Raw genomic sequence first — 24,073 nt, 5'->3', positions numbered from 1 at the left:
ACCCCGGATATAGGCCGGCCGCCACGGCCCGATAGGTCTGGTGCTGCGTCTGGATAGGTCTGTCGCTATGCCCGGATATAGACCGGCCTCCGGAACTATCCACATGATCGCGAAACGCATCCCCTATCCACAGCCAGCCAGCTAGGTGCTTTTCCCGGACGCAGGAGACCCTACAGTGAGAGCAGCTCACCACGATCACTACCCGAATATCCAAAGGAGGCGCCATGCACGAAACGGCATATCCGGGGCCCGCGGGCCCCGCCCCGGCTCGCCCAACGCACGCGGCCAGCCGTTCCTATCGCCCTGCCTCCGCCACCCGGCAGGCCATAGAAGAGCGAGTCCGGGCAACGATTCGGCACCGCGGAATTGATCCGCGCCGTGACGCCGCTTTCCTGGAAACCATCGTGGGAGAAACCCTCAGTAGTTTTAATGACGAATCAGTGCGCGGGGAGCACGCGGCCCTGGCGGATACGGAGAGCGTACGCTCGCACCTCATCTCCCAGTTGAGCGGGTACGGGCCGCTACAGAAATTCTTCGACGATCCGCAGGTAGAAGAAATCTGGATTAACGCTCCCGATAAGATCTTTGTGGCCCGCTCGGGTGTTTCCACTCGTATTAATCTCACGATGGCGGAAAGTGAGATCCACACCTTGGTCGAGCGGATGCTCTACGCCTCCGGGCGGCGCCTGGACCTCTCCACCCCGTTTGTTGATGCCCAGCTGCCTACCGGGGAACGTCTCCACGTGGCTATCCCCGATATCACCGCGCGATATTGGGCGATCAATATTAGAAAATACACGGTGCGGGCCCGCCAGCTCAGCGATCTGGTGAATGTGCAGATGCTGGAAGAAGCGCAGGCAGACTACCTAAGCGCAGCGATGAGCGCCGGGCGCAATATTTTGGTATCGGGATCAACCGGGGCTGGCAAAACCACTCTCCTGCGTGCTCTCCTCGGCGGGATAGCGCCAAATGAGCGTCTTATCAGTGCGGAAGAAGTTTTTGAGCTGGGTATTGACCTTCCCGATGTTGTTGCGATGCAAACACGCCCGCCGTCCCTGGAAGGGCGCGGCGCGGTGACTCTCCGCGACCTCGTGCGTGAAAGCTTGCGTATGCGCCCGGACCGCATCGTTATCGGAGAAGTACGCGGTGCGGAAGCCTTCGATCTTCTTGTGGCCCTCAATGCGGGCATTCCCGGGGCCTGCACTATTCACGCGAATAGCGCGCGGGAAGCCCTCACGAAATTGGAGATCCTTCCGCTCCTCGCCGGTGAAAATATCACCCCGAACTTCGTGACGCCCACCGTTGCCGCCACTATTAACCTCGTCATCCACGTAACCCGGGCGGCCAGCGGGCAGCGTAAGGTCGCTCAGATCCTGGAAATAATGGGCCTTGGGCCAGATGGAAGCATTCTTACCCGGGCGGTGAGCTGATCATGGGACTGATCGTTGGAGCTTTACTCACCACCGGAATCCTTACGGTTATCCGCGTTCTGTGCGGTTCGGCGGTGGTGTGCGGTTCGGATCGCCCGCGCTACGCTGGCGATTCGCGCTGGCCGGCACTGCCGGGGCGCCTCGGATCGGCTCGCGTCGCGATTTCCTGGCGCCAGCTCGGGATAAGCATAGGCTCTGGCCTCGGCCTGGCCTTAGCTGCCGTGCTCGGCACCGGGCATCCTTTCCTCGCTGCCGCCGGGGGAGTAGTAGGGCTCTGGCTGCCGTTCTGGCATGCCCGTCACGCGGGGCGGAAAGCGCGGGATACGCAGCGCCTCGCCTGGCCCGACCGCATCGATAAGCTGCTTTCCTCCCTCCGGGCCGGGCGCACTATCCCCGAAGCTCTTCTCTATCTCGCCACCCGGCCAGATGCCCCTCCTGCGCTGCGCTCCTTCGCCACCCACCTGGAAACAGCCGGAAGCTTTGACACCTCCCTGACCCGTCTCAAAGATTCCTTCCACGACCCGGTATCAGACCGGGTCCTCGAAATTCTCCGACTCGCCGTTCGCCACGGCGGCCACGATCTACCCCGCGTCCTGGAATCCCTCGCGATATCCCTGCGAGCAGAAAACCGGGCCCGGGGCGAACTCCTCGCCCGGCAATCCTGGACCGTTAACGCGGCACGGGTGGCCGCACTCGCCCCGTGGCTCGTCCTCCTGCTGCTCTCCACCAGGCCGGGCACGATGGACGCCTTCACCTCGCCAACCGGCACCCTCATCCTGCTGGGTGGCTTGGCCGCCACACTGCTCGCCTACGGGCTCATGCTCCACCTGGGCCGACTCCCCGAAGAGCAACGGGTCCTGGCCGGCTCGCCGGGAATATCACCGGGAATATCACCAGGAGCATCACCGGGAGCCTCGCAGGTTGCCTCACCTACTGCTATGCCAGCCGCCTCCCAGGTCGGCCCGTCCTCGTCTCCCCGTCCCAGTCGCGCCCGACGCGCCGCCGTATAGGAAGGGACCGCTCCTATGCTTCTTCCCCTTCCCATGCTCGTTCCCGCACCCCTCCCCGCACTGACCGGTAGCATCACCGTGGCGGGCCTCGTGCTCCTCGGCTGGTGGTGGCTCTGGCCAGGCCCCGCACTGGTTTCCCGCATCGCGCCCTACCTGCGCGGTGCCCGCCCGCGCCTGCCCCATCGCATCATCAGAATGGTGTTGCGCGGCGCGGAAAAATTCGGTTCCACTCATGCATCGGTCACGGGCCGTCTCCACCGTTTAGGGGAGGGCGACGTCGCAGACTTCCGCTTTGCCCAATTACGCGCGGGAGTACTCGCCGGAGCAGCCGGTATCGCGCTCGGGCTAGCCTGCCTTGCCCGCGGATTACCCGCGGCGCTCGCGGCTGCCTGCCCCGTGCTCTTCCTCATTGGCGCCATCCTCGCCGTGGACTCTCAGCTCACCGCGCGCCTGCGCCGCCGCGACAGCGCTATCACCGCCGAACTTCCCGATATCGCCCACCTCCTGAGCATCGCGGTGGGGGCGGGCACCAGCATCGTGGGAGCTATCGAATACGTTGCGAGCTTCGCCGGCGGAGCCCTGGGAAAAGAACTGCGGCGAACCCTCGGGGATGTCTATGCCGGAGACCCGCTCACCACGGCCCTGCGCCACCTCAACGAACGGGTCCACAACCCGGCCTTGCAAAGCCTATGCGAAGCCTTACTTGCCGCCCTCGCCCACGGCTCTCCGCTCGCAGACACCTTGCGGGTACAGGCCGAAGAAGCACGAGATTATGCCCGCCGCCAACTCCTCGAACGCGGAGGCCGCCGCGAAATCCTCATGATGATCCCCGTTGTTTTCCTCATCCTGCCCTTCATCGTGGTCATCGCCCTCTACCCGGGCCTGGCCCGACTCACCTTCCTTCCTCTCACCTCCCCATAAACCACCACCACAACCAACCTATCTAGCGAAAGGAACACTCATGCCAGTGAGTACGCACGGTGCATATATCCACTCTGATCTACGCTGCTCAACGTGGATCGCTCCGGATTCCGGCGAACGCGGGGACGTGCCCGGCTGGGTACTTGTCACCCTCATGACCGTCGGCCTGGTGCTCGCCATCTGGGCAGTAGCCGGCCCGGCTCTCACGAATCTCTTCTCCACCGCCATCGAACGCATCTCGAGTTTTTCATGAGAAAGACACGTGATCCCTCTGTTCCCACCTCCGAACGCGGTAGTGCAGTCGTCGATTTTTGCCTGCTCGCCGGGGTGGTGGTACTAGCTGCCCTGGCACTCGCGGTTCTCGGAGCCCGCGTCTTTGCTATCGAACAGATACGTGATTGCGCGGCGCGGGCCGCTCGTGCGGGAACGGTACGCCAGCTCAGCCTGCCCGAGATAGCCGCGCAGGCCACCGCGGACATCACCGCGCGCCTCCCCGCCTGCCGGTGCACAGCCAGCGCGAACACGATCCGCATCGGGGAAGAAGAATTCCTACGGGTCGAGATCACCGGAACATATTCCTCCCTCTTGGGAACACATCCGGTCAAGCTGCGAGCCCACGCACACGTCCTCACCGCTCGCGGGGCGCACACCCACCCACCACCCGCGAAAGGAGCACGGTTATGAAAAACCAGGTGAACCACCGAAGCATCCGCGAAAAGGGAAACGGCACTCTGGAAGCCCTCGCTATCCTCGTCATGCTTGTTCTCCCGCTCCTCATATTTACCGTGGAAAGCACCGGGATTACCCGCGCCCGGGCGGTCGCCGCGCAGGCAGCTCAGGAAGCAGCCCGCAGTTTCGCAACCGCGGACAACACAGCCAGCGGAACAGCGCGAGCTCGGGCGGTTGTCCACGTCGCGGTAAGCGATGCTGCGGTGAGCGGCGCCGCCCTAAGCGGCGCGCCCCCGCGGATCTCCTGCTCCGCCCACCCGTGCCTAAGCCCGGGAGCAGGCGTCACCGTCACGGTTGAGGTCTCACTTCCGCTCGCTTATTTTGGGCGCACTGTTCTTATCGAGCAGAGCGCCTCAACAACCGTGGACCGTTTTCGAGAGGCACGGCCGTGAACAAGCGTGGATCGTTGTCAACAGGCGCGGCCGTGCACACCCTGGCGAAATCTCCGGCATTGCGGGCACGAGCAGCACCCCGGGAACGCGGCAATATCCTTATCCTCGGCCTGGGAACCTGGGCGCTCAGTGCCGTGCTGTGCTTAGGCTTCGTCTACCTCGCCACCGTCCTCACCGCCCGGCACGCACTCCAGGGGCAGGCCGATTCCACCGCGCTCGCGATCAGCCAAGAGATCACCCGCGAATGCTATTTCAGCAGCGCGCCCCTGAGCAATTGCCATCCCAGCGCGGCCACTGTGCGCCAGCTCGCCGCCGCAACATTCCCCGCGGAGCGCGTGCTGCCAGATACCGGCGCGGATAGCGCCGGCGTCGTCGTCGCCCTGGAAAAAACGGTGCGGCTTCCGGTACTGGACCTTCCCGTGCCGATACGTGCGCAGGCCCGGGCGCGCCTTGACCTGAGGTAGCCTTATGCCGTGAGTGATTTTTCCGAACGTCTTGACCATCTGCGCAGTGTTTTTCACCAAATCGAAGCGGTGACCGATGTGGAGGGCCTCACCGCGCGTATCACCGCGCTGACGGAAGAATCCTCCGCGCCCGGGCTCTGGGATGATACTGCCCGCGCCCAAGAGGTCACCTCGAAACTCTCCCATGCCCAAAGCGAACTGGAGAAACTCGAGAAAATGCGCGTCCGTATTGACGATGCTGGTGCGCTCCTTGAGATCGCGCAGGAAGAAGAACTTTCGGATCCGGCTTCGGCTCGGGAACTATACGAAGCGCTCGGCGAAGAGATGACGAGCACCGAAAAAGCGCTGGAAGAACTCCAGATCCGCACCCTGCTCTCCGGCAAATACGATGAGCGCGATGCGGTGGTGACGATTCGGTCCGGGGCCGGGGGAGTGGACGCGGCCGATTTCGCGCAGATGCTTCAGCGCATGTACCTGCGCTGGGCTGAACGCAGCGGCTACGCCACCAAGGTGCTCGATACCTCCTACGCGGAAGAAGCCGGGCTGAAATCAACCACCTTTGAGGTGAGTGCTCCCTACGCTTATGGCACGCTCTCGGTGGAAGCCGGGACCCACCGGCTGGTGCGCATCTCGCCTTTCGATAACCAGGGGCGGCGCCAGACCTCCTTCGCCGCCGTCGAAGTTATTCCGCTGATCGAACAAACCGACCATATCGATATCCCGGATACTGACATTCGCATCGATGTGTTCCGTTCTTCCGGGCCGGGTGGCCAGTCCGTGAATACCACCGATTCCGCGGTGCGCATCACCCACCTTCCCACCGGGATCGTGGTCTCCATGCAGGATGAGAAATCGCAGATCCAAAACCGCGCCGCCGCGATGAGGGTCCTGCAATCGCGCCTGCTCCTCCTCAAACAGGAAGAGGAAGCGCGCGAAAAAAAAGAATTGCGCGGAGATATCAAAGCCTCGTGGGGCGACCAGATGCGTTCCTATGTGCTCCAGCCTTACCAGATGGTCAAGGATCTGCGCACCGGGTACGAATCGGGGAATACCGACGCGATTTTCGATGGCGATATTGACGGCTTCATCGATGCCGGTATTCGCTGGCGCGCCACCGGCGAAAAAGCCGGCGATAAAACCGCCGAGAAGACCGGCAGCAAGACCAGTGACAAGGCAGGCGACAAAACCGGTGACTAAGTGGGGAAAGCGGGGGAGGAAACGCGTGAATTTCCCCGGGTACGCGGCGCGTCCCGCGCGATTTTACGGCCTGTTCCGTAGGGTAAAGCACGATAGTAGTAATCTAAGGGCAAGTTTATGATCACATTTACCAAGGTGACGAAGCTCTACCAGAAGGGCGCGAAACCCGCGCTGGACTCGGTAAGCGCGGATATTGACCGCGGCGAATTCGTTTTCCTCGTGGGCCCCTCCGGTTCGGGGAAATCAACGATGCTTTCGCTCATCAACGTTGCCGAACGGCCAACATCCGGAAAAATCGAGGTGCTCGGCAAGGATCTCGCCACTGTTTCCCAGCGGCGTGTTCCCTTCCTGCGGCGCCGCATCGGCACGGTGTTCCAAGATTTCCGGCTCCTTCCCGATAAGAACGTGCACGATAACGTGGCGCTCGCGCTCCAGGTCATCGGCGCGCCCCGCCATCGCATCCGCACCGAAGTGCCGGAAGTGCTGGAAATGGTGGGCCTGGACGGCAAGGAACGCCGCCGCATGAACGAGCTTTCGGGTGGGGAACAGCAGCGCGTGGCCATCGCCCGCGCCATGGTCAATCGCCCCGAAATCCTCCTCGCCGACGAACCGACCGGCAACCTGGACCAAAACACCGGGCTGTCGATTATGCGCCTCCTGGATCGCATCAACCGCTCGGGAACCACGGTGGTTATGGCCACCCATGATGCCACCGTCGTCAACCAGATGCGTAAACGCGTTATTGAGCTGGCCAACGGCGTGATCGTCCGCGATCAGGATCGCGGCCAGTACGGAGGAGGGCAACACTAATGCGCAGTCGTTTCGTCCTGTCCCAAACATTCAAGGGACTTATCAATAACAAGGCGATGGCTGCCTCGGTTTCCCTCGTCACTTTCGTTTCCCTGCTTTTCGTAGGCGCGGCGGCGCTACTCCAAACTCAGATCAGCCACCTGCGTGCCGATTGGTACAGCCAGGTGGAAGTCTCGGTGTTTATGTGCGCGGCGAATGACGCCACCGAACCCTGCGCCGGTAACGAAGCCACCGACGAACAAATCAAGGCCATCGATACCGCCCTGACTACCGAACCGCTCGCCTCCCAGGTGGAGCGCTACGAATTCGAAACCAAAGAAGAAGCCTTCGCCAACTACCGGGAACAAATGGGCGATTCGGTCTGGCGTGACACGGTTACGGCCGACCAGATGCAGGTCTCCTTCCGCGTCAAATTGCACGACCCGGAAAAGTACCAGGTTCTTGTGGAAGACCTTGGTAACCGCCCCGGGGTGCAGAGTGTGTACGACCAGCGCGAACAAATCGAGCCGGTCTTCGCCACCCTCAACCGCTTCACCGCGATTGCCGGCGGACTGGCCGCGGTCATGATCCTCACGGCGCTCCTCCTCATCCCCACCACGATCCGCCTCTCGGCAATGTCGCGGCGTAACGAAACGGGGATTATGCGCTACGTGGGCGCCTCGAATTTCTTCATCGAGTTGCCCTTCATCCTCGAAGGAATTATCGCCTCGCTCGTCGGCGCGATTTTCGCGGTCGGTGGGCTGTGGCTGGCAGCGAAATTCCTGCTCGAAGACTGGATTTCCCAATCGCTGCCGTGGATTCGCGTGATCGGCGTGAGCGAAGCCCTCCAGGTGGCGCCCTGGCTGCTCATCGGCTCGGTCGTGGTGTCCGGCCTGGCCTCCTGGATCGCTTTGCGCAGGTACGCACGCGTGTAGTGAAAGTGGGGCGACGGCGCCGCGGCGTCGTCGCCAATCCTGACGGTACGGCCGCTGGAACAGATAAACATAGGAAAGGTGAACCGGTGAGAATCGGGAGCAGACGATGGTTGGGAGCGCTGGCTGCGGGGGCGCTGGGCGTTGCCGGGTTAGCGACGCCGGCGCGTGCCGATGACCGCGACGACCTCGTCCGCCAACAAGAACAGCAGGAAGCCGAAATTGAGAATCTGCGTTCCTCCCTCGAGGGCGTGGACGTGGATTTGCAGAACGTCTACCTCAAGCTGCAGGAAACGCAGGCGCAGGTCCCCGGGGCGCAGGCCGCGTTATTGCAGGCGCAGAACGACGCCGCGGCAGCCCAGCGCGAACAAGAAAAGATTGGCGCGCGCCTGGATGCGGCCGAGGGAGAGCTCGATTCCATCACTACCTCGATTGCCCAGGGGGAGAAGAAACTGAGCGAAACGCGCGATAACCTCGGCGAGATTGCGCGTTCCGAATATCGCGGTGATAACCGGGTTTCCACCGTGGAGCTTCTGATCGGCGCGAAGTCCAGCGCGGATTTCTTCAATGCGCTCTCCGCGAACCAGGCGATCACCCGGGTGCAATCCCAAACTCTCACCGATGTTACCCAAACAACGGCCGCGAACCGGACCCGCGCCCAGCGGCAAAAGGCTGTGCAAGGGGAGATATCTCAGCTCAAGAGCCAGGCCGATGCCGCGGTGGCGGAAAAGAAATCGAAGGAAGCGCAGGCCGCGGCCCGCACCAAGGAGCTCGCGGACCTGGAAGCTTCCGTCACCCAGCAATCCCAGGCTTTGGAGGCCCGGCGCGGGGAATTCCAGAACTCGCTGTCGGCCATGAACGCGGCCCGCGATGATACCGCCGCGCAGATCGCGCGCATTGATGAAGAAAACCGGCGGCGCGCCGCGGAAGCGGCAGCTCAGGGCGGCGGGGGAGGTGCCCCGGCGGCGCCCCCGGCAGCTTCGGGCGCGCTCATTCCGCCCGTGCCGGCCCCGCTGTACGTGACTTCGCCCTTCGGGATGCGGGTCTATCCCTTCGACGGCGGCTGGTGGATGCACGAGGGCGTGGACTTGCGTTCTGCCTGCGGTAATCCGCAATACGCGGCGGCCGCCGGGGTGGTCGCGGCGGTGCGCCCGGCCTCCGGCAACGGCACGCACGGCAACCAGGTCATCCTCAACCTCGGCTATATCAACGGCTCGTCCTACGTGGTGGTCTATAACCACCTCTCCGGTTTCAATGTGTCGGTGGGGCAGAGCGTGGGCCAGGGCGATGTGATCGGCTGGACCGGCATGACGGGCATGGTCACCGGTTGCCACGTACACTTTGAGGTGTGGCAGGACGGCGTGGTCATCGACCCGATGTCCCTGCCCGGATTCTACGAATAGCGCGGCGTACCCGTTCGCCTCGCGCGGCCAAATGGCCCGGCGCAAGGAGCGGCCTGACGCGAAGTTGACGAAGAGGATGTCATGACACAAGCACACGGCTCAACCGATCCCGCTCCCACCACCGACGCAGCCTCAACCGTACGTGACACCGCGCCGGGCGTTTCTAGTACGACGACGCCGCAACGGCCGGGCAGCTTGCCTAGTGCGGAGAAGCCGGCCGGGGAAGCTGCTCAGCCCGGAGCGGCTGGGGCGGCTACTCAGCACGAGGCCGCTACCAAACCCGGGGAAACCGAGAAAGCAGTTCCGGCTGGCGCGGGCGCAGGTGCTTCGACCTCCGCCGAAGCATCCGCGCCGGCGAAGAAGAAGCAGAAAACTGATGTGAGCGAGTATTCGCGCCGGCAATTAGAGAAGCGCTACGCGCGCGGGCAGCGCAAGGCAACCGCCTACGAGGTGCTCACCGGTGTTTTAGGGTTGGTGCTTGCCTGGTTTGTGTGGGATCGGGCTGCTATTACTGATTCGCCTTACGCGGTGGGAACGCTACTTTTCGCGGTTGGTTTCGCGGCGCTCATTGTGCTGGCGATGGTACGCCGCATGATTAATACGATTGCCACGCGGCGGGGAATCGCGGTAGCGGGGGTAGCTACCGGCGTGACTACTTTTGTTATTGGATTGATTATCACCTTGACGGTGAATACCGATGCGGCAGCTGCGCCGTCGTTCTTCACCGATCATCTGCTGGACGTGAGCGCGCCGGCGGTGGTGCTGCTGGCCGGAACCCTGATTTTTGTGTGGTTCCTCATCACGGATCAGCGCGAACTCAAGGATTAGAACGGAGAAGCCCGCGTGGCGAAGAAAAAAGAAGGAAAGCTGAGCGCGGCCCAGCAGGCGAAAGCCGCGGCCGATGCGCATCAGGTGATCGCGCGCAATAAGAAAGCGCGCCACGATTATTTCATCGAGGACACCTTCGAGGCGGGGATGTCGCTATCCGGGACCGAAGTGAAGGCGCTGCGCATGGGCCGGGCTTCGCTGGTGGACGGCTGGATTGAGGTGGATCGCGGGCAGGTGTACGCGCACGGGATTAATATTCCGATTTACGCGATGGGGACGTGGACGAATCACGCGCCCACCCGCAAGCGACGCTTGCTGCTGCACAAATCGGAGATCGAGAAGCTGGCGCGGGCGGTCGAAGCAAAGGGCTATACGATTGTGCCCCTTGAGCTGTATTTCGTGCGCGGGCTGGCCAAGCTGGAAATTGCGGTGGCCAAGGGCAAGCAGGAATGGGATAAGCGCGAAACAATCCGCCGGCGCGAGGCGGACCGGGAGGCGCAGCGGGCGATGTCTGCCGCACGCCGCCGCGAAGGGCTGGTGCGGTAGCGTTTCCGCGCAATGAGTGGCACGGCTTGAAGTTGCGCATCTTGGGGTTGGTGAAGTCGCCCTGTGACGGAGCCGTATCTTGGACTAGCGCAGATCGTTCGCCGAGATGACCAGTCGGACGGTGCGATCCGCATGCATTGCTTTCATGAAGGTTTTACTTGGCGTGATGTAGTCGACGAACCATGCATCGCCATTGTTCCAGCTTTTTGCGGGCAGGGTGAGGATTGGTGAATACGCGCAGAAGTTATCCCGAAGCTCGCCCAGGGTTCCCGCGGGGGCGCTACCGAAGGCAATTACGTTATTCCGATTTGTATCACTTTGCTCGTATACACCGATATCGACGTTCTCGAGCAGAGTGCAGGTGCCGTCCCCATTATTTTTTGAGTTGCCAAAAGGTTCACTGAGCTGGGCGGTGCTACAAGTCCCGCAGTATTCCGCCTCGGCCCGGTGCGCTTATTTTTTTGGCCACATAGGCAGAGACCTCCAGAACGTAAGGAGTGATCAGCCGTCAGTAACAGAGCTCGCCGCGAAGTTCCCACCTACTGCGGATCATCCGAGCGTGATTCTCCCGGCCAAGGTGGCGATTTTGTGAGGCCAGTAGCTTTGATGTCTTTCGGTAGCGCTTCATCTAAAGATGCCATCGCATGGTATTTCTTGATGAATTCGGCGCGATTCTTAAACCCGCCACGTTCGATTGCCCACTGCAGAAGAGTGATAGTGGTGGCATGTGCTATCGCACCGCCGGGCACATGGAGCCCCCGCTGATGCTGGATCATGAGCAAACGAGCCTGTTTCTTGATCAGGAAAGTTCCATTTTCCTCATCGCAAACAAGGACAACTTTTTTCCCGGATCGCGCCAGAAGGACACCGTGCAAGATGGCCATATTCTCGCCTCTGTCCTTCGTGTGAGAGTACATATCGTCAAACTCGACTCCCAGCACATCGCGACAGCATTGCCGCAAATCCTCTGTTGGGGCATCCGAGATAATGCTTTTAAACCGTCCCGGAAGCCTTAGCCATGTCTCAGCAGCTCGTTTAAATTGAGGACGACGTTTCGGAGTGTCATAGATTTCAAATTCCACAGCTGCGGGTACGTGCACAGGGTTACCACCCAGTGCTTTCACTAGCTGTGGTACACAATCTGTGGCGAAGAATTTAAAGATTGGCCCCGTGTCGAGAATATACATCGCAGCTATCCGCCCGTTGAGATCGCCAGCTCCCGGGTGGTGCAGCCTGATTCACCTGACAAAAGGGCCAATTCCTCAGCAGTTAATTCTGCTCCGGTATCGTGAGGGGCAGCAGCCGTAACATCCGGCATCTCAACCGGAGTGATTCCAGCTGCTCGCAATTCCTTAAGCAGAACGTGGTAATCATTTCTGCCCGTCAGGCGCGCGATAGCGGCCGGGCCAATGGCACCCCATCGATATCCTTCAATCGCCCGAGCAAGAAGTTTCTGAGGAGCGCGTGGTTGTTCTGCCAGCGCAGCGAGGAGCTTGTATTCGGACAACCATCCAAATTGAGCGGCAAGTGAAGATGCGGGAATATCACTCCATTCTTCACATGTACTCTGGTCGATAACACCACTCTCACGAAGCTGACCGGCAGCGTCCGCCGGCGAAACCAGGTAGCTGTGAACAAGATCCGATAACACAGCTAGAGTGGGTTCTTTTCCCTGCATGACATTAGCTACAGCTTCTGCTGGCATAAGGAAATGCCGAGCGAAAGCATCTGCCTGATCCTCCCGCGGAGTATCTTTCCTCCACTCCTGTGAAGTGCTCATGTGGCGGTCAAGATGCCCTAGCCACAGATGGCCAAGTTCATGAGCAAGCGTAGAACGTAGCTGCATGGGCTGATCCGTACAACCCACCGCAACAAGCCGCTTATTTTCCCAGTCCACCACCATCCCGTGCCCCGGCGCGGCACCAGCAACAAACGCGACACCAACGTTCATAACGCGTTCAAGTAACTGGGTGACGCTGAGAATCGGTGCGGATCCTAAATCGTGTTCCTGGCGGAATTGCGCAGCGGCTTTCCGGGTGATTTCTTCGTTGCTCATGCCGCCTCCGGAATTCCAATATCGTCAAGACGCTGTGCAAGGCCAAGAGCGTAGACAAGGTAATCATAGAGACCCTCAGCGCCCGCGGTGTCCGTACGGCCGGCATAACAGACCTCACTCTGAATGGACTCCGTACCCCGTAGATGATCGACCAGAACTCCGCAGGCATCAGCAATGAGGGAAAGCTCAATAAGAGTTGCAGGGCGTTCCCCCGCCTCTATCCGGTGGATTGTGGATTGAGACAGACCCGAACTTGCAGCTAAATCGCGCTGCGACATTCCCACGCACGTGCGCGCGGCAGCGATGCGCTGGCCGATCATAGCTTCACTAGCACTCATACTGAATCATCCTCCCCATAATTTGATTCTATAAGAATTTCCGGGGAAAAGTAAGCACCCGCGCCGAAAAATCGGAGCGGGTGCTCATCATAGGTGGAGATGCCGGGAATCGAACCCGGGTCCGACGATAGCCAAAGGAGTATTCTCCGGGCGCAGTTCGTTGATAGTTGTTTTCGGCTCCAGGGTTCCACACGAACCAGGCCCTGACGAACCTATCTATGTTGGTGTCGCGAGCACGCCCGTAGCAAACGTACTCACCAGTGGCTTTCTCAACGATGCTGAGGTCTAGGCGGAAAGCGCACCTAGTTCAGCAGATTTCGCAGGTCGCTTAGCTTAGGCAGCGAGGGCGAAATCGGTGCTCTTGTTCTTGGCACCTATAGGTTGCAGAGAGCGTTATCGAGGTGACTCTACATCCTCGGCCCGCTTCCCTCCGACTAACTACCGCCGTCGAAACCGATCATCCCCGTATGCTGTTATCAAACAGTTCCACCCCCCGGCATTCAACGCCGGTAACGCGGTGGATTCACTAGTTTACAACGACGGCGCCGCGCGCGCTATTCCCCCTGCTATGTAATGAAGTCCGAATTCTATTTCGGAGTAAGAATCTGTACCTATTCTTAAATTTTTCACGTCGAAGTATTGGAGAGGGGAGTAGCTTTAGGAGGAGACGCCGGGAATCGAACCCGGATCCGACGCTAGCCACAGGAGTGTTCTCCGGCCGGCCTCACGCTTCCACCCACACCTCATCAACATCCAGCACGAACCACCGGTGCAGACTGTCAATGAAGTGGATCGCGGAGCCGCGGGATCCGGCGGGGTAATAGGGTAGCGTGGCATCGGCCGCGTGTTGCACCTGGCAGCGGGTGATTTCGCGGTAGCCGTTGCTCGTATCCGCAAAGGCGCAGATAGGTTCGCGGTAATCGCCGTAGGCCAGAACGCGATTTCCTGAAACCGCCAAACCTCTCAGCCGCGGTATTTCCTTGCGGGTATCAACAATTCGGGTAATCCGATCCCCTGCGATCGTAACCACCGGGAAATCGGAGTAGGGGCAAATGATCGTCTGCTCATCGGTGCAGTTCATGGCATAGCAATCGGCAATAAAAGTGAGGCGAGCGAGCTTTTCACCGAACTCCGGTTCCACATCGTGCCAGTCGGGGTACAGCCATTCCGCTTGCAGTTCGCTATTCCAGCGGCAGAGCCCGCAAAATCCAATCGCGAGGTTCTCCGCCTCGCCGCTTTTCTCCCCGCGGACGCCGAAATCCCAGCCGAAGTTACCAAGAATTCCTTCATCGAAATAACTTGTCCAGATGCTGCCATCGCTGAGGGCCTGAACATCTTGGATGCCATCACCGAGCACCCCGGATCGCACCAGTTCTCCGTCCGCTGTATAGATGTAGGCGTTGTGCGTGGCTTCATGCCGGTCGCTGGACCATCGGCATCGCGCGCCGACGGCGAGGAACGTGCCGTCAGGCAAGTATTGGATACAGGGAACGGAAACGGGCAGATCGACGGGTGCCGATGCGATGCGCACTGTCCCATCAGCATTGTGCAGCGCGAAAATCGCATCCGCTTCTTCGGAAACGAAAACCCGCGGAAAATTCTCGTTACGTTCGAAGAAGCGTGCGTATCCCTCTTCATCGCTCCAGATCGCCACCGGTAACCCGTGATAACTAATGGAGGCTTGCACAAGAACCGCGCCCTTGACCGGCGCTTGCAGAGTTGCTTGGTGCCGGGGCGTGATAACGCGCATTTCTTCAGCCTTTCCCTCGCTTCACTTTTTCACGCTAAGGTACGACGACGCCGCACCGCTCACGCTACTCATCCGGCCACACGTCGTTGATATCTAGGGTTATCCAGACGCCATCCTCATCAATATCGTGGATTGTAGGTCCAATGTAATTCGAAGATGAGAACGAGTCGGTATCGAATTCCTTCGGATAGCGTAGCTCACAGTTATCAACTACTCGGTACCCGTCGCTGATATCAATGAGTGTGATGATCGGTTTACCGCGCCAGGACCAAATAAGGACGCGGTCACCGGAGATTGCCACGCTGGGCAGCCCCTTGAAGTCTCCTTGAGTGTTGACATATCTGGTGATTTCGTGATTTTCAATTGTAACAATAAAATGCGATGTACTTGGGAGAACAACCGTCCGATCCACGTCAAAATTCATGGAGGAACTACGGTACATCGTTGCGTAGAAAGCGCCTCGATCACCGAATCTCGGGCGTAGTTCTTCCATGGTTGGGTAGGCCCAGATTTGTTTCAGCTCACTATTCCAATGAACCAATCCGGTACGCCCAATTGGGTCGTGATAGTGCAGGTCGGGGTCATCGATTGGAAATCGTGAACCCCAACCAAAGTTTCCGCCAATACCTTCGTCGAAGTAGCTGGTCCAGAAGGTTCCATCGCTCAGCGCTTGAACTTCCTCTATACCGTCCCCCACGGTTCCGCTTCTGATTAGCTTGCCCTCAAAGTTGTAGATGAAAGCATTGTGGTCAGCGCGGTTCTCCTTTTTATGCCACCGGCATCGCGCTCCGATAATAAGAAAGGCTCCCAACGGCAGAGATTGGATGTGGGGGTAGCAAACAGGGAATCGAAAAATCGGTGTTTTCTGGATAACCTCGCCGTCGGCATTATGCCGCGTTAGCAGGGCGTCAACGATTCCATCGATATATGCGTTGGCGGTACAGCCGCCGTTCGACCGCCCGAAAAACTTGTGCCAATCCTCAGCAGTACTCCAGATCGCCACCGGTAAACCGTCGTAGCTAATAGAGGCCTCCACAAGCGCAGCTCCAATAACCGGCGGTTCCAGCGTGGCTTGATATTTAGGTGTGATGACGCGCATATCTTGGGACATACCCCAGTTTCTCATAATCAATTTTTCCGCGCCATCGTGGCATATGCGCTGGTGGGGGAGGTGGCTGCGTCGTCGTTTTTAAAGTGCGGGACCTAGAGCCCGCACGTTACGTTTTCGATGGGCGAGGATGAGACAAGCAGCCGCGCGAAAACAAGAAAACACGCCTTTTCGCGGCCGGAATGCGGCGATGATGATGTCCCGCGCCCCGGGTACGGCTGAGCTGATGAAGGGAGGACGAAGATGACGTATATGCGAAAACTCGGTGCTGCAACGGTAGCGCTCCTTCTGGCTTTGCTGGGGATCGCATCCTCCGCGCAAGCGCAACCGGCCGATAGTCCGGCCGCGCGGATAGAGTGCCCGGCCAAGGAACACCCGGATTTCATCACCCTGGAGCTGTGGGGGACGCAGTACACGCGTGATGCCGAAGGAAATTTGCTCACGGACGCGCCGAAGGAAACGATCAAGTACGCGGTGTTTAAGGTCTACCAGGATCGCAGTGAACAAACCTGGATCAATCCGCGCTACGAAGCGTACAAGGGTGAATTTGAGGTTATCAATTACCCCTCAACCGTGGATGACTGGAATTTCACCTTCAGGGTCCCCAAGTACGAGCTTGCGGGCACCTGGACGGACAACGAAATCGATTACAATATCACCGAAATTCCCACGCCCGGGTATCGCAGCGACGTGGGCATGAACCCGGATGGCACCCTCAAATTCACGAATACCCTGGCCACCGATGTCTCGGCCACGAAGGCGTGGCAGGATAACGATAACGCCAAGCAAACCCGCCCGGAGAACATCACTTTCGTTCTGCTCGGTGATGGCAAGGAAGTCGCCCGTATGACTGTTGGTGAAGCGGAAGGCTGGACGGCCACCTTCGCTGAAGTGGATAAATGCGCGGAAGGCTATCTCATTAATTACGAGATCGCGGAAGTTGCCGTTGAGGGGTACACCTCGGCCGTGACGGGCAATATGACGGATGGCTTCGTGGTGACGAACTCTATCGTGCCGCCCACTCCCACGCCGACCCCGACCCCGTCGGTTCCGGCAACTACGCCGCCGGCCACAACACCGCCGGCAACGACTCCACCCGTAACAACGCCGCCAACGCCCTCGCAAACTCCTACTCCCACAACCACGCCCACGCCGCGCGAGCGGCTCGTGAAAACGGGAACATCCATGGCCGGCCCGGCCGTGACGTTGGCGGGCCTCGCGTGCCTGGCAGCGGGAGGAGTGATGGTGGTACGACGGCGCAGCTAAGCACCGCGGACTCAGCGCATTAATGTGACTCATCGTGGGGCGGCGACGCCAAAAAGTCGCCGCCCCACTCCCATCCACCCGCGAATCCCCGCGCACCCCGCGCAACCTCAGGTGCGCGCCTCAACCGCATCTACCCGCAAGGTCTCTTCACAAATGCACATTTAAGTGCCATAGTGGCTTGGTGATGGGGGCGCAGGTGCCCCGTTCAGTCTCGCTCACCGCGGCGCCCGCCGCACCGATGGCTGAAAAAACAATCACGGTTCATCAATAACTACAAAGGAGTAACCGTATGTCGATTCGCGTTGCCATTGTGGGAGTAGGTAATTGTGCGTCCTCGCTGGTGCAGGGCGTCACTTACTACCACGGCGCATCTGAAAGCGAAACGGTCCCGGGCCTGATGCATGTGGTATTTGGCGATTACCATATCCGCGATATTGAGTTCGTGGCGGCCTTCGACGTCGACGCCAAGAAAGTCGGCACTGACCTGGCCACTGCGATCAACGCCAGTGAAAATAACACAATTAAAATCTGCGATGTGGCACCTACCGGCGTGGAGGTGCTGCGCGGTCCCACGCTGGACGGCTTGGGGGAGTACTACCGCGCCACCATTACCGAATCCGATGCCGAACCCGTTGATGTGGTGGCCGCACTCAAGGAAGCACGGGCCGATGTGCTGGTCTCCTACCTCCCGGTCGGCTCCGAAGAGGCCGCGAAGTTCTACGCGCAGGCCGCCCTCGATGCCGGCGTCGCCATGATTAATTGCATGCCCGTCTTCATTGCTTCCAACCCGGAATGGGCCCAGAAGTTCACGGACGCGGGCGTGCCGATTGTGGGCGATGATATTAAGAGCCAGATCGGCGCGACCATTACCCACCGGGTGCTCGCCCGGCTCTTCGAGGAGCGTGGTATTTCCCTCGACCACACCTACCAGCTCAATGTGGGCGGCAATATGGACTTCAAGAATATGTTGCAGCGCTCGCGCCTGGAGTCGAAGAAGATCTCCAAAACCCAGGCGGTCACCAGCAATATCACCCAGCACCTCGACCCGCACGATATCCACGTGGGTCCCTCCGATTGGGTGCCCTGGCTCGAGGACCGCAAATTCGCTTTCGTGCGCCTGGAGGGCCGCAATTTCGGCGATATTCCGGTCAAGCTGGAATACAAGCTCGAGGTCTGGGATTCCCCGAATTCAGCCGGCGTGGTCATCGACGCAATCCGCGCCGCCAAGATCGCCCTCGACCGCGGCATCGGCGGCCCGCTGCTCTCCGCCAGCTCCTATTTCATGAAGTCGCCGGCGCAGCAGCGCCCCGATGAGGAAGCCCGCGCGGCGGTGGAAGCCTTCATCCGCGGGGAAGTGGAGCGCTAAGCCCGGCTAGATGACGCTAAGCCCGGCCCGCTATCTAGCCGCGCTCGCCTCATCGCCCGGCGTCGCCGGCGTCTCCGGCGCCTAACCGAAACAAACGTGGCGGCCGTTTCACCTACCAGGAACGGCCGCCACGTTGTTTACAGTAGTGCAACAATTTTCGCACAGCTTGCGTCTGTGCCGGTAGGTACGACGCCGCAGCTCACCGGCCCACGGCCGCCCGCGCCACCACCGTTTCTTTAGTGATTCGCCGCCGCGGAATCCGCCTTCGCGTTCGCTTCCGCATCGGCCTTCGCGCCAGCTTCCGCATCCGCCAGCTTCATAACGTTCCAGCCCTGCTTAATCAGCACAGCCTGGAGGGGGAGCCGGCCATAAGCAATCGCCTTGAGGGGCCATGGCTTATTCCGCCACTGGTAGGCCATGTAGATATTCGCCGGGAAAACGGCGAGGAACAGCGCGATAGCCGCCGCTCCGCCGAGCTTGCGGGTGCGGCGGTGCGCAATAAGCCCGGCCGTCACCAATTCCGCCACTCCGGAAGCCAGCGTATAGGCTCGCGGCTCGCCGGGAAGCTGGGGCGGGATGATGGAATCGAAGGGCTCGGGAGCGATGAAGTGCAGGGCTCCCATGCCGGTGAGGAGGCCGGTGAGAAGCTGGGGATCTTTGCGTGACATAACTTGATCGTAGACCTGGCATGGGGCTGTATTCAATTATTTCGCGAACAAGCGCGAGGGATTAGCGCCGCTTACCTCGCCAAATTTGTCGCTAGACAACCATGGACACGTCGCGTACTTTTTGTCAATTTTCGTGTGGTGCTCATAACATAAAGTTCTTTACTAATCTGTGAAAATTTAGTTCAAATCAACAATTTAGGTCTAGGGTCCTAGAAGGTGCTGTGCTACGTTAGCGTGAAAAAATGCGGGGGGGGGGGGGGTGCCATTTTCGGGGATTTTTAGCGCCATAGTACGCCAATTTTCCAAGTGTAAAGATTTGCAAAGTTTTTTCAGGCTGGGAGCCGTCTGGGAACTTTGGCGGAGATGAATCACGTTTCAAGCTACTGGACAGTAGGTAGTTCCTCCCGTAGCTTGTTAAGGCGATTGATAACTATTAGTTATACGGCGGGCTGATCAACCACTTCCGGTGATCAATCCTTCGTGTAATGGACAGGATGAGCGTGAATTTTCGGGCGATACCGGCAACGGTTGCAACGATCGTTGCCGCACTCATGACCAGCCATGCCACGGGTCTCCCATTTTCGGGCACCCCGGCGCCTCATCCCACCCCTGGTATCACCACCGCTCAAGATGCCAGCGATCAGCCCACCTCGGAAGCTCCGGAACCCGGAACCGCCGCCGCGGATCCTGTGCAGCCTGAGCCCGCCAGCCCGGCTGCGCCGTCGGACTCCACTGAAGAAGGCACCACCGAAGAAAACGCGACCGAAGAAGGCGCCACAACAACAGAGAACGACGAAGAAACCACCGCGGTACCGGATACCGATCCGAACGCTGCGGGCGCAACCGATGCCACGACCCCACTGGACCGGGCGCAGAAGAGCTGGCGTGAACAGCTCGGAATTCTGGAACAGCCGGAAGGCACCCCGCGGGATGGCTCGGCCAGCCTGCTCGCGGCGCCGCCGAGCCGCTTCGCGCCGCGCAATGTGCGGCCTACCGGGATGCACCAGTGCACCGGCCGCGGTTTTTACTCCATGAGCTCGGGCAAGGGCGAAATCAATTTCCTTTATGTGAATTCGAACGGCACGTTGGGCTCGGAACTCGTGGGCCGCGTGGAATGGAAGAAGGATACCGGCGCGGGCCGCAACCTCGGCTACGACGGCCTGGCCATCGCCGCGGACGGCTCCATGTGGCATACCGAGCTGCAAGGTTCCACTCAGCCCGGAACAAACCCGACTACGTGGATTAGCCATGGGCGCATATCCAATACGGGGGATACGGGTTACCAAAATCTTGAGCGCTACCAGATCATCAACCCGCAAATGCCGATCAAGGGCGGCACGATGTCCCCGGACGGAAAGTACCTCCTCATTGGTGATGTGGCGAATGCGGGCCCCAATTATAAATCTAAGCGCAAGCTTATGGTCTTCGACCCGGTGAATCGGCGCCTGGTCACTCTTGGTTATCTGAGCTCTAGTAGCCTGTCCTCGACAGTTTTTTCTGACATGATTTTCGATAAGGAAGGCAATCTTTATCTCCTCGCGGGTTCTGCGGAGGGACGTCTCAATAACCGGGGGCGCGATTTTTCCGGCCTGACCCAGATGCGTATTGACCGCATTGATGCCAATGCCTTCAAGACTGCTTATGAGAAGGCCGTTGCTGCTGGCCAGTACGCGACCGCGAATAATTCCCGCAACCCGCAAATCAATCTCAATACAATCCGCAATAAGAATTTCCCGGAGCTGCCAGCTGAGCTCGTCCGGTCGTTCCATATGAACGTCATGATGTTTGAGCCTGGTGGGCTTGCAGCCGGACCCAACGGTTCGTTCTATATCTCCGGGATTTATAGCGGGCAGAACCCGGGTGCCGCCGACGGGCGGGGCGGTTTCGCGCGCAGTGCTATTTACGAGGTTGACATCGTTACTGGCAAAGTGAAGAACCATGGTCTGCCGGTCTTTAGGACACCTGATGGTGCCGACAACGATCTGTACAACGGACAGTGGTCCGATCAAAAAATTGTCGACCTGGAAGGCTGTGCGGATCTTGCTACGATTACCGCCGCGAAGGACATCACCAAGCGCCTGAACAATAGTGATCAGTTCACGGTGAGTGTTAAGGAAAAGGATCCGGGCAAGAATCCTGACGGCAGTGACCGGAGTGACCGGGACGGCATTTTCTCTCAATCTATGACGACGAAAGGTGAAACTACCGGTCTCCAAAAGGCTACGTCTACGTTGTTGCGAGGTCCGGGGCGCGTGTATGAGCTCAAGGAGCAAATGGCGAATGGGTCGGCATCGTCCCTTAGTGACTACAACAAAGAGTGGAGCTGCACGGACAAGAACGGGAAATCGATTCCTGTAAGTAACCAGAGGGAAGCCAACGGCGAATTCACGGCTGAGGTAAAAGGCCCCAAAGTGAGTGGTAACCTGGCGTGTTCGGTGACGAATAGCCCCAAGGTGACCTCCTTGACTATCGAGAAACAAGATGGGGATTATGGTGACCCGCTGCCCGGGGCCGTTTTTGACCTGTGCGAGGATACCAACGGGAACGGACGCTGCGATGCCGGCGAGCCGCGCCAAGGCGAGCGCACCACCGGTGCGAATGGCCAGGCCAGCTGGGATGATCTGCGGATCGGAACGCGCTACGTGGTGGATGAAAAGTCCGCTCCGCGCGGATACCGGCCGGCGGGTACGCCGCAAGTCGTGACGACCAAGCAGCAGAATCCCCCGGTCATTATTAAGAATGATCGCGTGCGCGGCACCATCGTCTGGGAGAAGAAGGAAACCGGGTCGGAAAAGTTCCTTAAGGGATCCGTGTGGACGGTGCGCGATCAACATGGGCGTCCCTTCGAGGTGAGCGATTGCGTGGGGGAGACCGCGCAGGCGTGCCCGGCCACCAAGCTCTGGCAGGATCAGGATCCGCGCCCGGGCAAGCTGCGCCTGGAAAATGTTCCCTGGGGTACCTACACCCTGGAAGAAAAGACCGCGCCGCTGGGCTACGTAAAGACCACCGAGGTGAAAACCGTGGAGGTGGGCGCCACCACGGTCACGAATGATCGTAATGAGCCCGTGGAACTGAATCTTGGCGTGATTTACAACAAGCTTCGTGAGGCACCGCCGCTCCCACTCACCGGTGGATGGAGTGATAGCGCGTTCCGCACGGCAGGTTTCGCGGTGCTCGGGGGAGCTGTGCTCCTGGTGAGCATCGTGATGATCAGACGGCGAAACCGGGGGTGAGCGTGGAATAAAGGCTCAACCACTGAGAACTATCTGCGCGGGTAACACTGCGTAGCTACCGCCGCCCTTCGGGCAAAAATAACCACACAACTAATTGAAGCAATATGTGCTGCAATCACGGAGAGGACTACCATGCAGCTGAAGAAATCTATCCGCGCGGTGCTCGCCGCCCTGATCACCGCCCTCCTCGGCGCGGCCGGTCTGGTGCTCGCACCCGGGGCCCACGCTCTTCCTGGCGATGAAAGCCCGCTTGGCAACCCGGACCTTAATAAGGCCGGTTCCATCACGGTTCACAAGTACGAGAATCCTGCCTGGGGCAAGGAAAATAACGGCCAGCCCATCGCTGATGTGCCGCCGACTGCTAAGTCCATGGACGGTGTCGAGTTCATTCTCCAGAAGGTAACCGGCGTTGATCTCACGAAGCCTGAAGACTGGCAGAAGATTTCCCAGCTTCAGTACAACGAGAACACCAAGAAGGTCACCTACAACGGTGCAGACGTTGCGGTTGAGACCAATGAAACGAAGAAGACCACCGCTGATGGTGGGGTTGCAGCCTTCACCAACCTGCAGGCTGGCGTGTACCTCGTCCGCGAAGGTAGCACCGGTCCTCACAAGGTGATCAAGAAGGCCCAGCCCTTCTTCGTCTCCATCCCCTTCCCCTCGAAGGTGAACAACAAGGCTGAATGGCTCTACGACGTTCACGCTTACCCGAAGAACACCGTGTCCGATGATGGCACCAAGACCCTGAAGGACGAAGCCGCCAAGAAGGTCGGCGACGATGTCAAGTGGGAAATCAAGTACGAAGTGCCGGCCCTCGGTGTGAATGCTCAGGGCGTTCAGGAAACCTACACCAAGGTTGGCATCGAAGATCTTCTGGATCCGCACCTGAAGTACGTGAGCGCCAAGGTTACCCTCGGTACCGAAACCCTCACCGAGCACACTGACTACACTGTTACCCTTGATCCGGCGGTCAAGGCTGATGATGATGTCGCTGATCGTCAGAAAGTAACCATCCAGCTCAGTGCCGAACGCCTCGCCACGGTTCAGGCGGGTCAGGAATTCAAGGTGGAACTCACCACCAAGATCACCGGGCTTCCCGAGGGTGGCGAAATCCCCAACTCCTTCGGTCCTCTTGTCAATGAATACAACCCGGGTACTAACACGACCACGAGCGACCGTCCCGTCAAGGTCGGTGACCTCCTCGTCCTCAAGCGTGACAAGGACAACCAGAAGCCGCTGAAGGATGCGGAATTCGCGGTTTACGCGACGAATGACGATGCTACTAAGGGCCAGAACGCCGTTGCGACTGCAACGTCTGATGCAAATGGCGAGATCCGTTTCGTCGGCCTCGTCCTGGGCAATGCTGACCAGAAGACCTTCTACCTCAAGGAAACCAAGGCTCCGGCCGGTTACGTGATCAGCACCGAGGTGAAGGAAGTTAACGTCAAGAAGGGTAAGTCGACCACGGTTGAATACACCATCGACAACACCAAGCATGACGGCCCGAACCTGCCGCTGACCGGTGCTGCCGGCCAGCTGCTGCTCACTCTGGGTGGCCTCGCGCTCCTGGGTGCTGCTGGTGGCTTGACCGTCGCCCAGGTTCGCCGCAACCGCGCGGTGAACGCCTAAGCACAGAACTGACCGCGT

Annotated in this window: 23 protein-coding genes and 1 other RNA gene; 17 read left to right on the top strand and 7 right to left on the bottom strand. The window is 59.6% G+C overall.

Features of this window, described 5'->3' with window-relative positions; all coding sequences use genetic code 11:
* Positions 1-224 precede the first annotated feature (224 nt).
* The 13 genes from QP305_RS01465 (at position 225) to smpB (ending at position 10,641) form a co-directional block, all read left to right on the top strand.
* A complete protein-coding gene (locus QP305_RS01465; RefSeq protein WP_284903486.1) occupies positions 225-1,430 on the top strand; it encodes a CpaF family protein in 1,206 nt (401 codons plus the stop codon).
* Positions 1,431-1,432: 2 nt separating this feature from the next.
* Complete coding sequence (locus QP305_RS01460) at positions 1,433-2,440, top strand: type II secretion system F family protein (protein WP_284903485.1); 1,008 nt, start codon at positions 1,433-1,435, stop codon at positions 2,438-2,440.
* 15 nt (positions 2,441-2,455) lie between these two features.
* Entirely contained in the window at positions 2,456-3,361 is a 906-nt protein-coding gene (locus tag QP305_RS01455; RefSeq protein WP_284903484.1) for a type II secretion system F family protein, read from the top strand.
* A gap of 40 nt (positions 3,362-3,401) precedes the next feature.
* A complete protein-coding gene (locus QP305_RS01450; protein ID WP_284903482.1) occupies positions 3,402-3,614 on the top strand; it encodes a hypothetical protein in 213 nt (70 codons plus the stop codon).
* Entirely contained in the window at positions 3,611-4,045 is a 435-nt protein-coding gene (locus QP305_RS01445) for a hypothetical protein (RefSeq protein WP_284903481.1), read from the top strand. Before QP305_RS01450 ends, QP305_RS01445 begins: the two co-directional genes overlap by 4 nt.
* A complete protein-coding gene (locus QP305_RS01440; protein WP_284903480.1) occupies positions 4,042-4,482 on the top strand; it encodes a hypothetical protein in 441 nt (146 codons plus the stop codon). The genes QP305_RS01445 and QP305_RS01440 overlap by 4 nt, the downstream gene beginning before the upstream one ends.
* A complete protein-coding gene (locus QP305_RS01435) occupies positions 4,479-4,946 on the top strand; it encodes a hypothetical protein (RefSeq protein WP_284903478.1) in 468 nt (155 codons plus the stop codon). Before QP305_RS01440 ends, QP305_RS01435 begins: the two co-directional genes overlap by 4 nt.
* A gap of 9 nt (positions 4,947-4,955) precedes the next feature.
* Positions 4,956-6,143: a peptide chain release factor 2 gene (gene prfB, locus QP305_RS01430; protein WP_284903477.1), complete on the top strand. Its 1,188-nt coding sequence runs from the start codon at positions 4,956-4,958 to the stop codon at positions 6,141-6,143.
* A gap of 117 nt (positions 6,144-6,260) precedes the next feature.
* Entirely contained in the window at positions 6,261-6,953 is a 693-nt protein-coding gene (gene ftsE / locus QP305_RS01425; RefSeq protein ID WP_026429511.1) for a cell division ATP-binding protein FtsE, read from the top strand.
* A complete protein-coding gene (gene ftsX / locus QP305_RS01420) occupies positions 6,953-7,867 on the top strand; it encodes a permease-like cell division protein FtsX (protein ID WP_026429510.1) in 915 nt (304 codons plus the stop codon). Before ftsE ends, ftsX begins: the two co-directional genes overlap by 1 nt.
* Positions 7,868-7,953: 86 nt before the next feature.
* The gene (locus tag QP305_RS01415) at positions 7,954-9,267 is read left to right on the top strand and encodes a murein hydrolase activator EnvC family protein (RefSeq protein ID WP_234984490.1); all 1,314 of its coding nucleotides are present in this window, start codon (positions 7,954-7,956) and stop codon (positions 9,265-9,267) included.
* 81 nt (positions 9,268-9,348) lie between these two features.
* Positions 9,349-10,095, top strand: a complete 747-nt coding sequence (locus tag QP305_RS01410; RefSeq protein WP_284903475.1) for a hypothetical protein — start codon at positions 9,349-9,351, stop codon at positions 10,093-10,095.
* Between the two features lie 15 nt (positions 10,096-10,110).
* Positions 10,111-10,641, top strand: a complete 531-nt coding sequence (smpB, locus tag QP305_RS01405; protein ID WP_026429507.1) for an SsrA-binding protein SmpB — start codon at positions 10,111-10,113, stop codon at positions 10,639-10,641.
* A 539-nt stretch (positions 10,642-11,180) separates the two neighbouring features.
* On the opposite strand, the gene QP305_RS01400 is transcribed toward smpB, so the two are convergent.
* The 6 genes from QP305_RS01400 to QP305_RS01375 all read right to left on the bottom strand — a co-directional run bounded on the left by QP305_RS01400 (position 11,181) and on the right by QP305_RS01375 (position 15,896).
* Positions 11,181-11,828 (bottom strand): PIN domain-containing protein, encoded by a 648-nt coding sequence (locus QP305_RS01400; protein ID WP_284903474.1) that lies wholly within the window; start codon positions 11,826-11,828, stop codon positions 11,181-11,183.
* A 5-nt stretch (positions 11,829-11,833) separates the two neighbouring features.
* Entirely contained in the window at positions 11,834-12,697 is an 864-nt protein-coding gene (locus QP305_RS01395; RefSeq protein ID WP_284903473.1) for an ImmA/IrrE family metallo-endopeptidase, read from the bottom strand.
* Complete coding sequence (locus QP305_RS01390; RefSeq protein WP_284903472.1) at positions 12,694-13,035, bottom strand: helix-turn-helix domain-containing protein; 342 nt, start codon at positions 13,033-13,035, stop codon at positions 12,694-12,696. Before QP305_RS01390 ends, QP305_RS01395 begins: the two co-directional genes overlap by 4 nt.
* A 91-nt stretch (positions 13,036-13,126) precedes the next feature.
* Positions 13,127-13,500: a transfer-messenger RNA gene (gene ssrA / locus QP305_RS01385) on the bottom strand.
* A 259-nt stretch (positions 13,501-13,759) separates the two neighbouring features.
* Positions 13,760-14,785 (bottom strand): hypothetical protein, encoded by a 1,026-nt coding sequence (locus QP305_RS01380; protein ID WP_284903471.1) that lies wholly within the window; start codon positions 14,783-14,785, stop codon positions 13,760-13,762.
* Between the two features lie 64 nt (positions 14,786-14,849).
* Positions 14,850-15,896 carry a hypothetical protein gene (locus QP305_RS01375; protein WP_284903469.1) on the bottom strand — a complete coding sequence of 349 codons (1,047 nt, stop codon included), beginning with the start codon at positions 15,894-15,896 and terminating at the stop codon, positions 14,850-14,852.
* Positions 15,897-16,136: 240 nt separating this feature from the next.
* On the opposite strand from QP305_RS01375, the gene QP305_RS01370 reads away from it, so the two are divergent.
* Together QP305_RS01370 and QP305_RS01365 are read left to right on the top strand one after the other, a co-directional pair.
* On the top strand, positions 16,137-17,159 hold the full coding sequence (locus QP305_RS01370; protein ID WP_284903468.1) for a Cna B-type domain-containing protein: 1,023 nt from the start codon (positions 16,137-16,139) through the stop codon (positions 17,157-17,159).
* Positions 17,160-17,448: 289 nt separating this feature from the next.
* The gene (locus tag QP305_RS01365) at positions 17,449-18,525 is read left to right on the top strand and encodes an inositol-3-phosphate synthase (RefSeq protein ID WP_284903466.1); all 1,077 of its coding nucleotides are present in this window, start codon (positions 17,449-17,451) and stop codon (positions 18,523-18,525) included.
* Between the two features lie 236 nt (positions 18,526-18,761).
* On the opposite strand, the gene QP305_RS01360 is transcribed toward QP305_RS01365, so the two are convergent.
* Positions 18,762-19,193, bottom strand: coding sequence for a DoxX family protein (locus QP305_RS01360; protein ID WP_284903464.1), 432 nt, complete (start codon positions 19,191-19,193; stop codon positions 18,762-18,764).
* A gap of 494 nt (positions 19,194-19,687) precedes the next feature.
* Here QP305_RS01360 and QP305_RS01355 point away from each other — a divergent pair, with 494 nt between their 5' ends.
* Complete coding sequence (locus QP305_RS01355) at positions 19,688-22,426, top strand: MSCRAMM family protein (protein ID WP_284903462.1); 2,739 nt, start codon at positions 19,688-19,690, stop codon at positions 22,424-22,426.
* A gap of 132 nt (positions 22,427-22,558) precedes the next feature.
* Positions 22,559-24,055, top strand: coding sequence for a SpaH/EbpB family LPXTG-anchored major pilin (locus QP305_RS01350; protein ID WP_284903460.1), 1,497 nt, complete (start codon positions 22,559-22,561; stop codon positions 24,053-24,055).
* Positions 24,056-24,073: the final 18 nt, after the last annotated feature.

Source organism: Actinotignum timonense (genome assembly GCF_030216305.1).
Classification (GTDB): domain Bacteria; phylum Actinomycetota; class Actinomycetes; order Actinomycetales; family Actinomycetaceae; genus Actinotignum; species Actinotignum timonense_A.
Note: the sequence above shows the minus strand (reverse complement) of the source record. Positions and strands in the feature narration are given on the sequence as shown.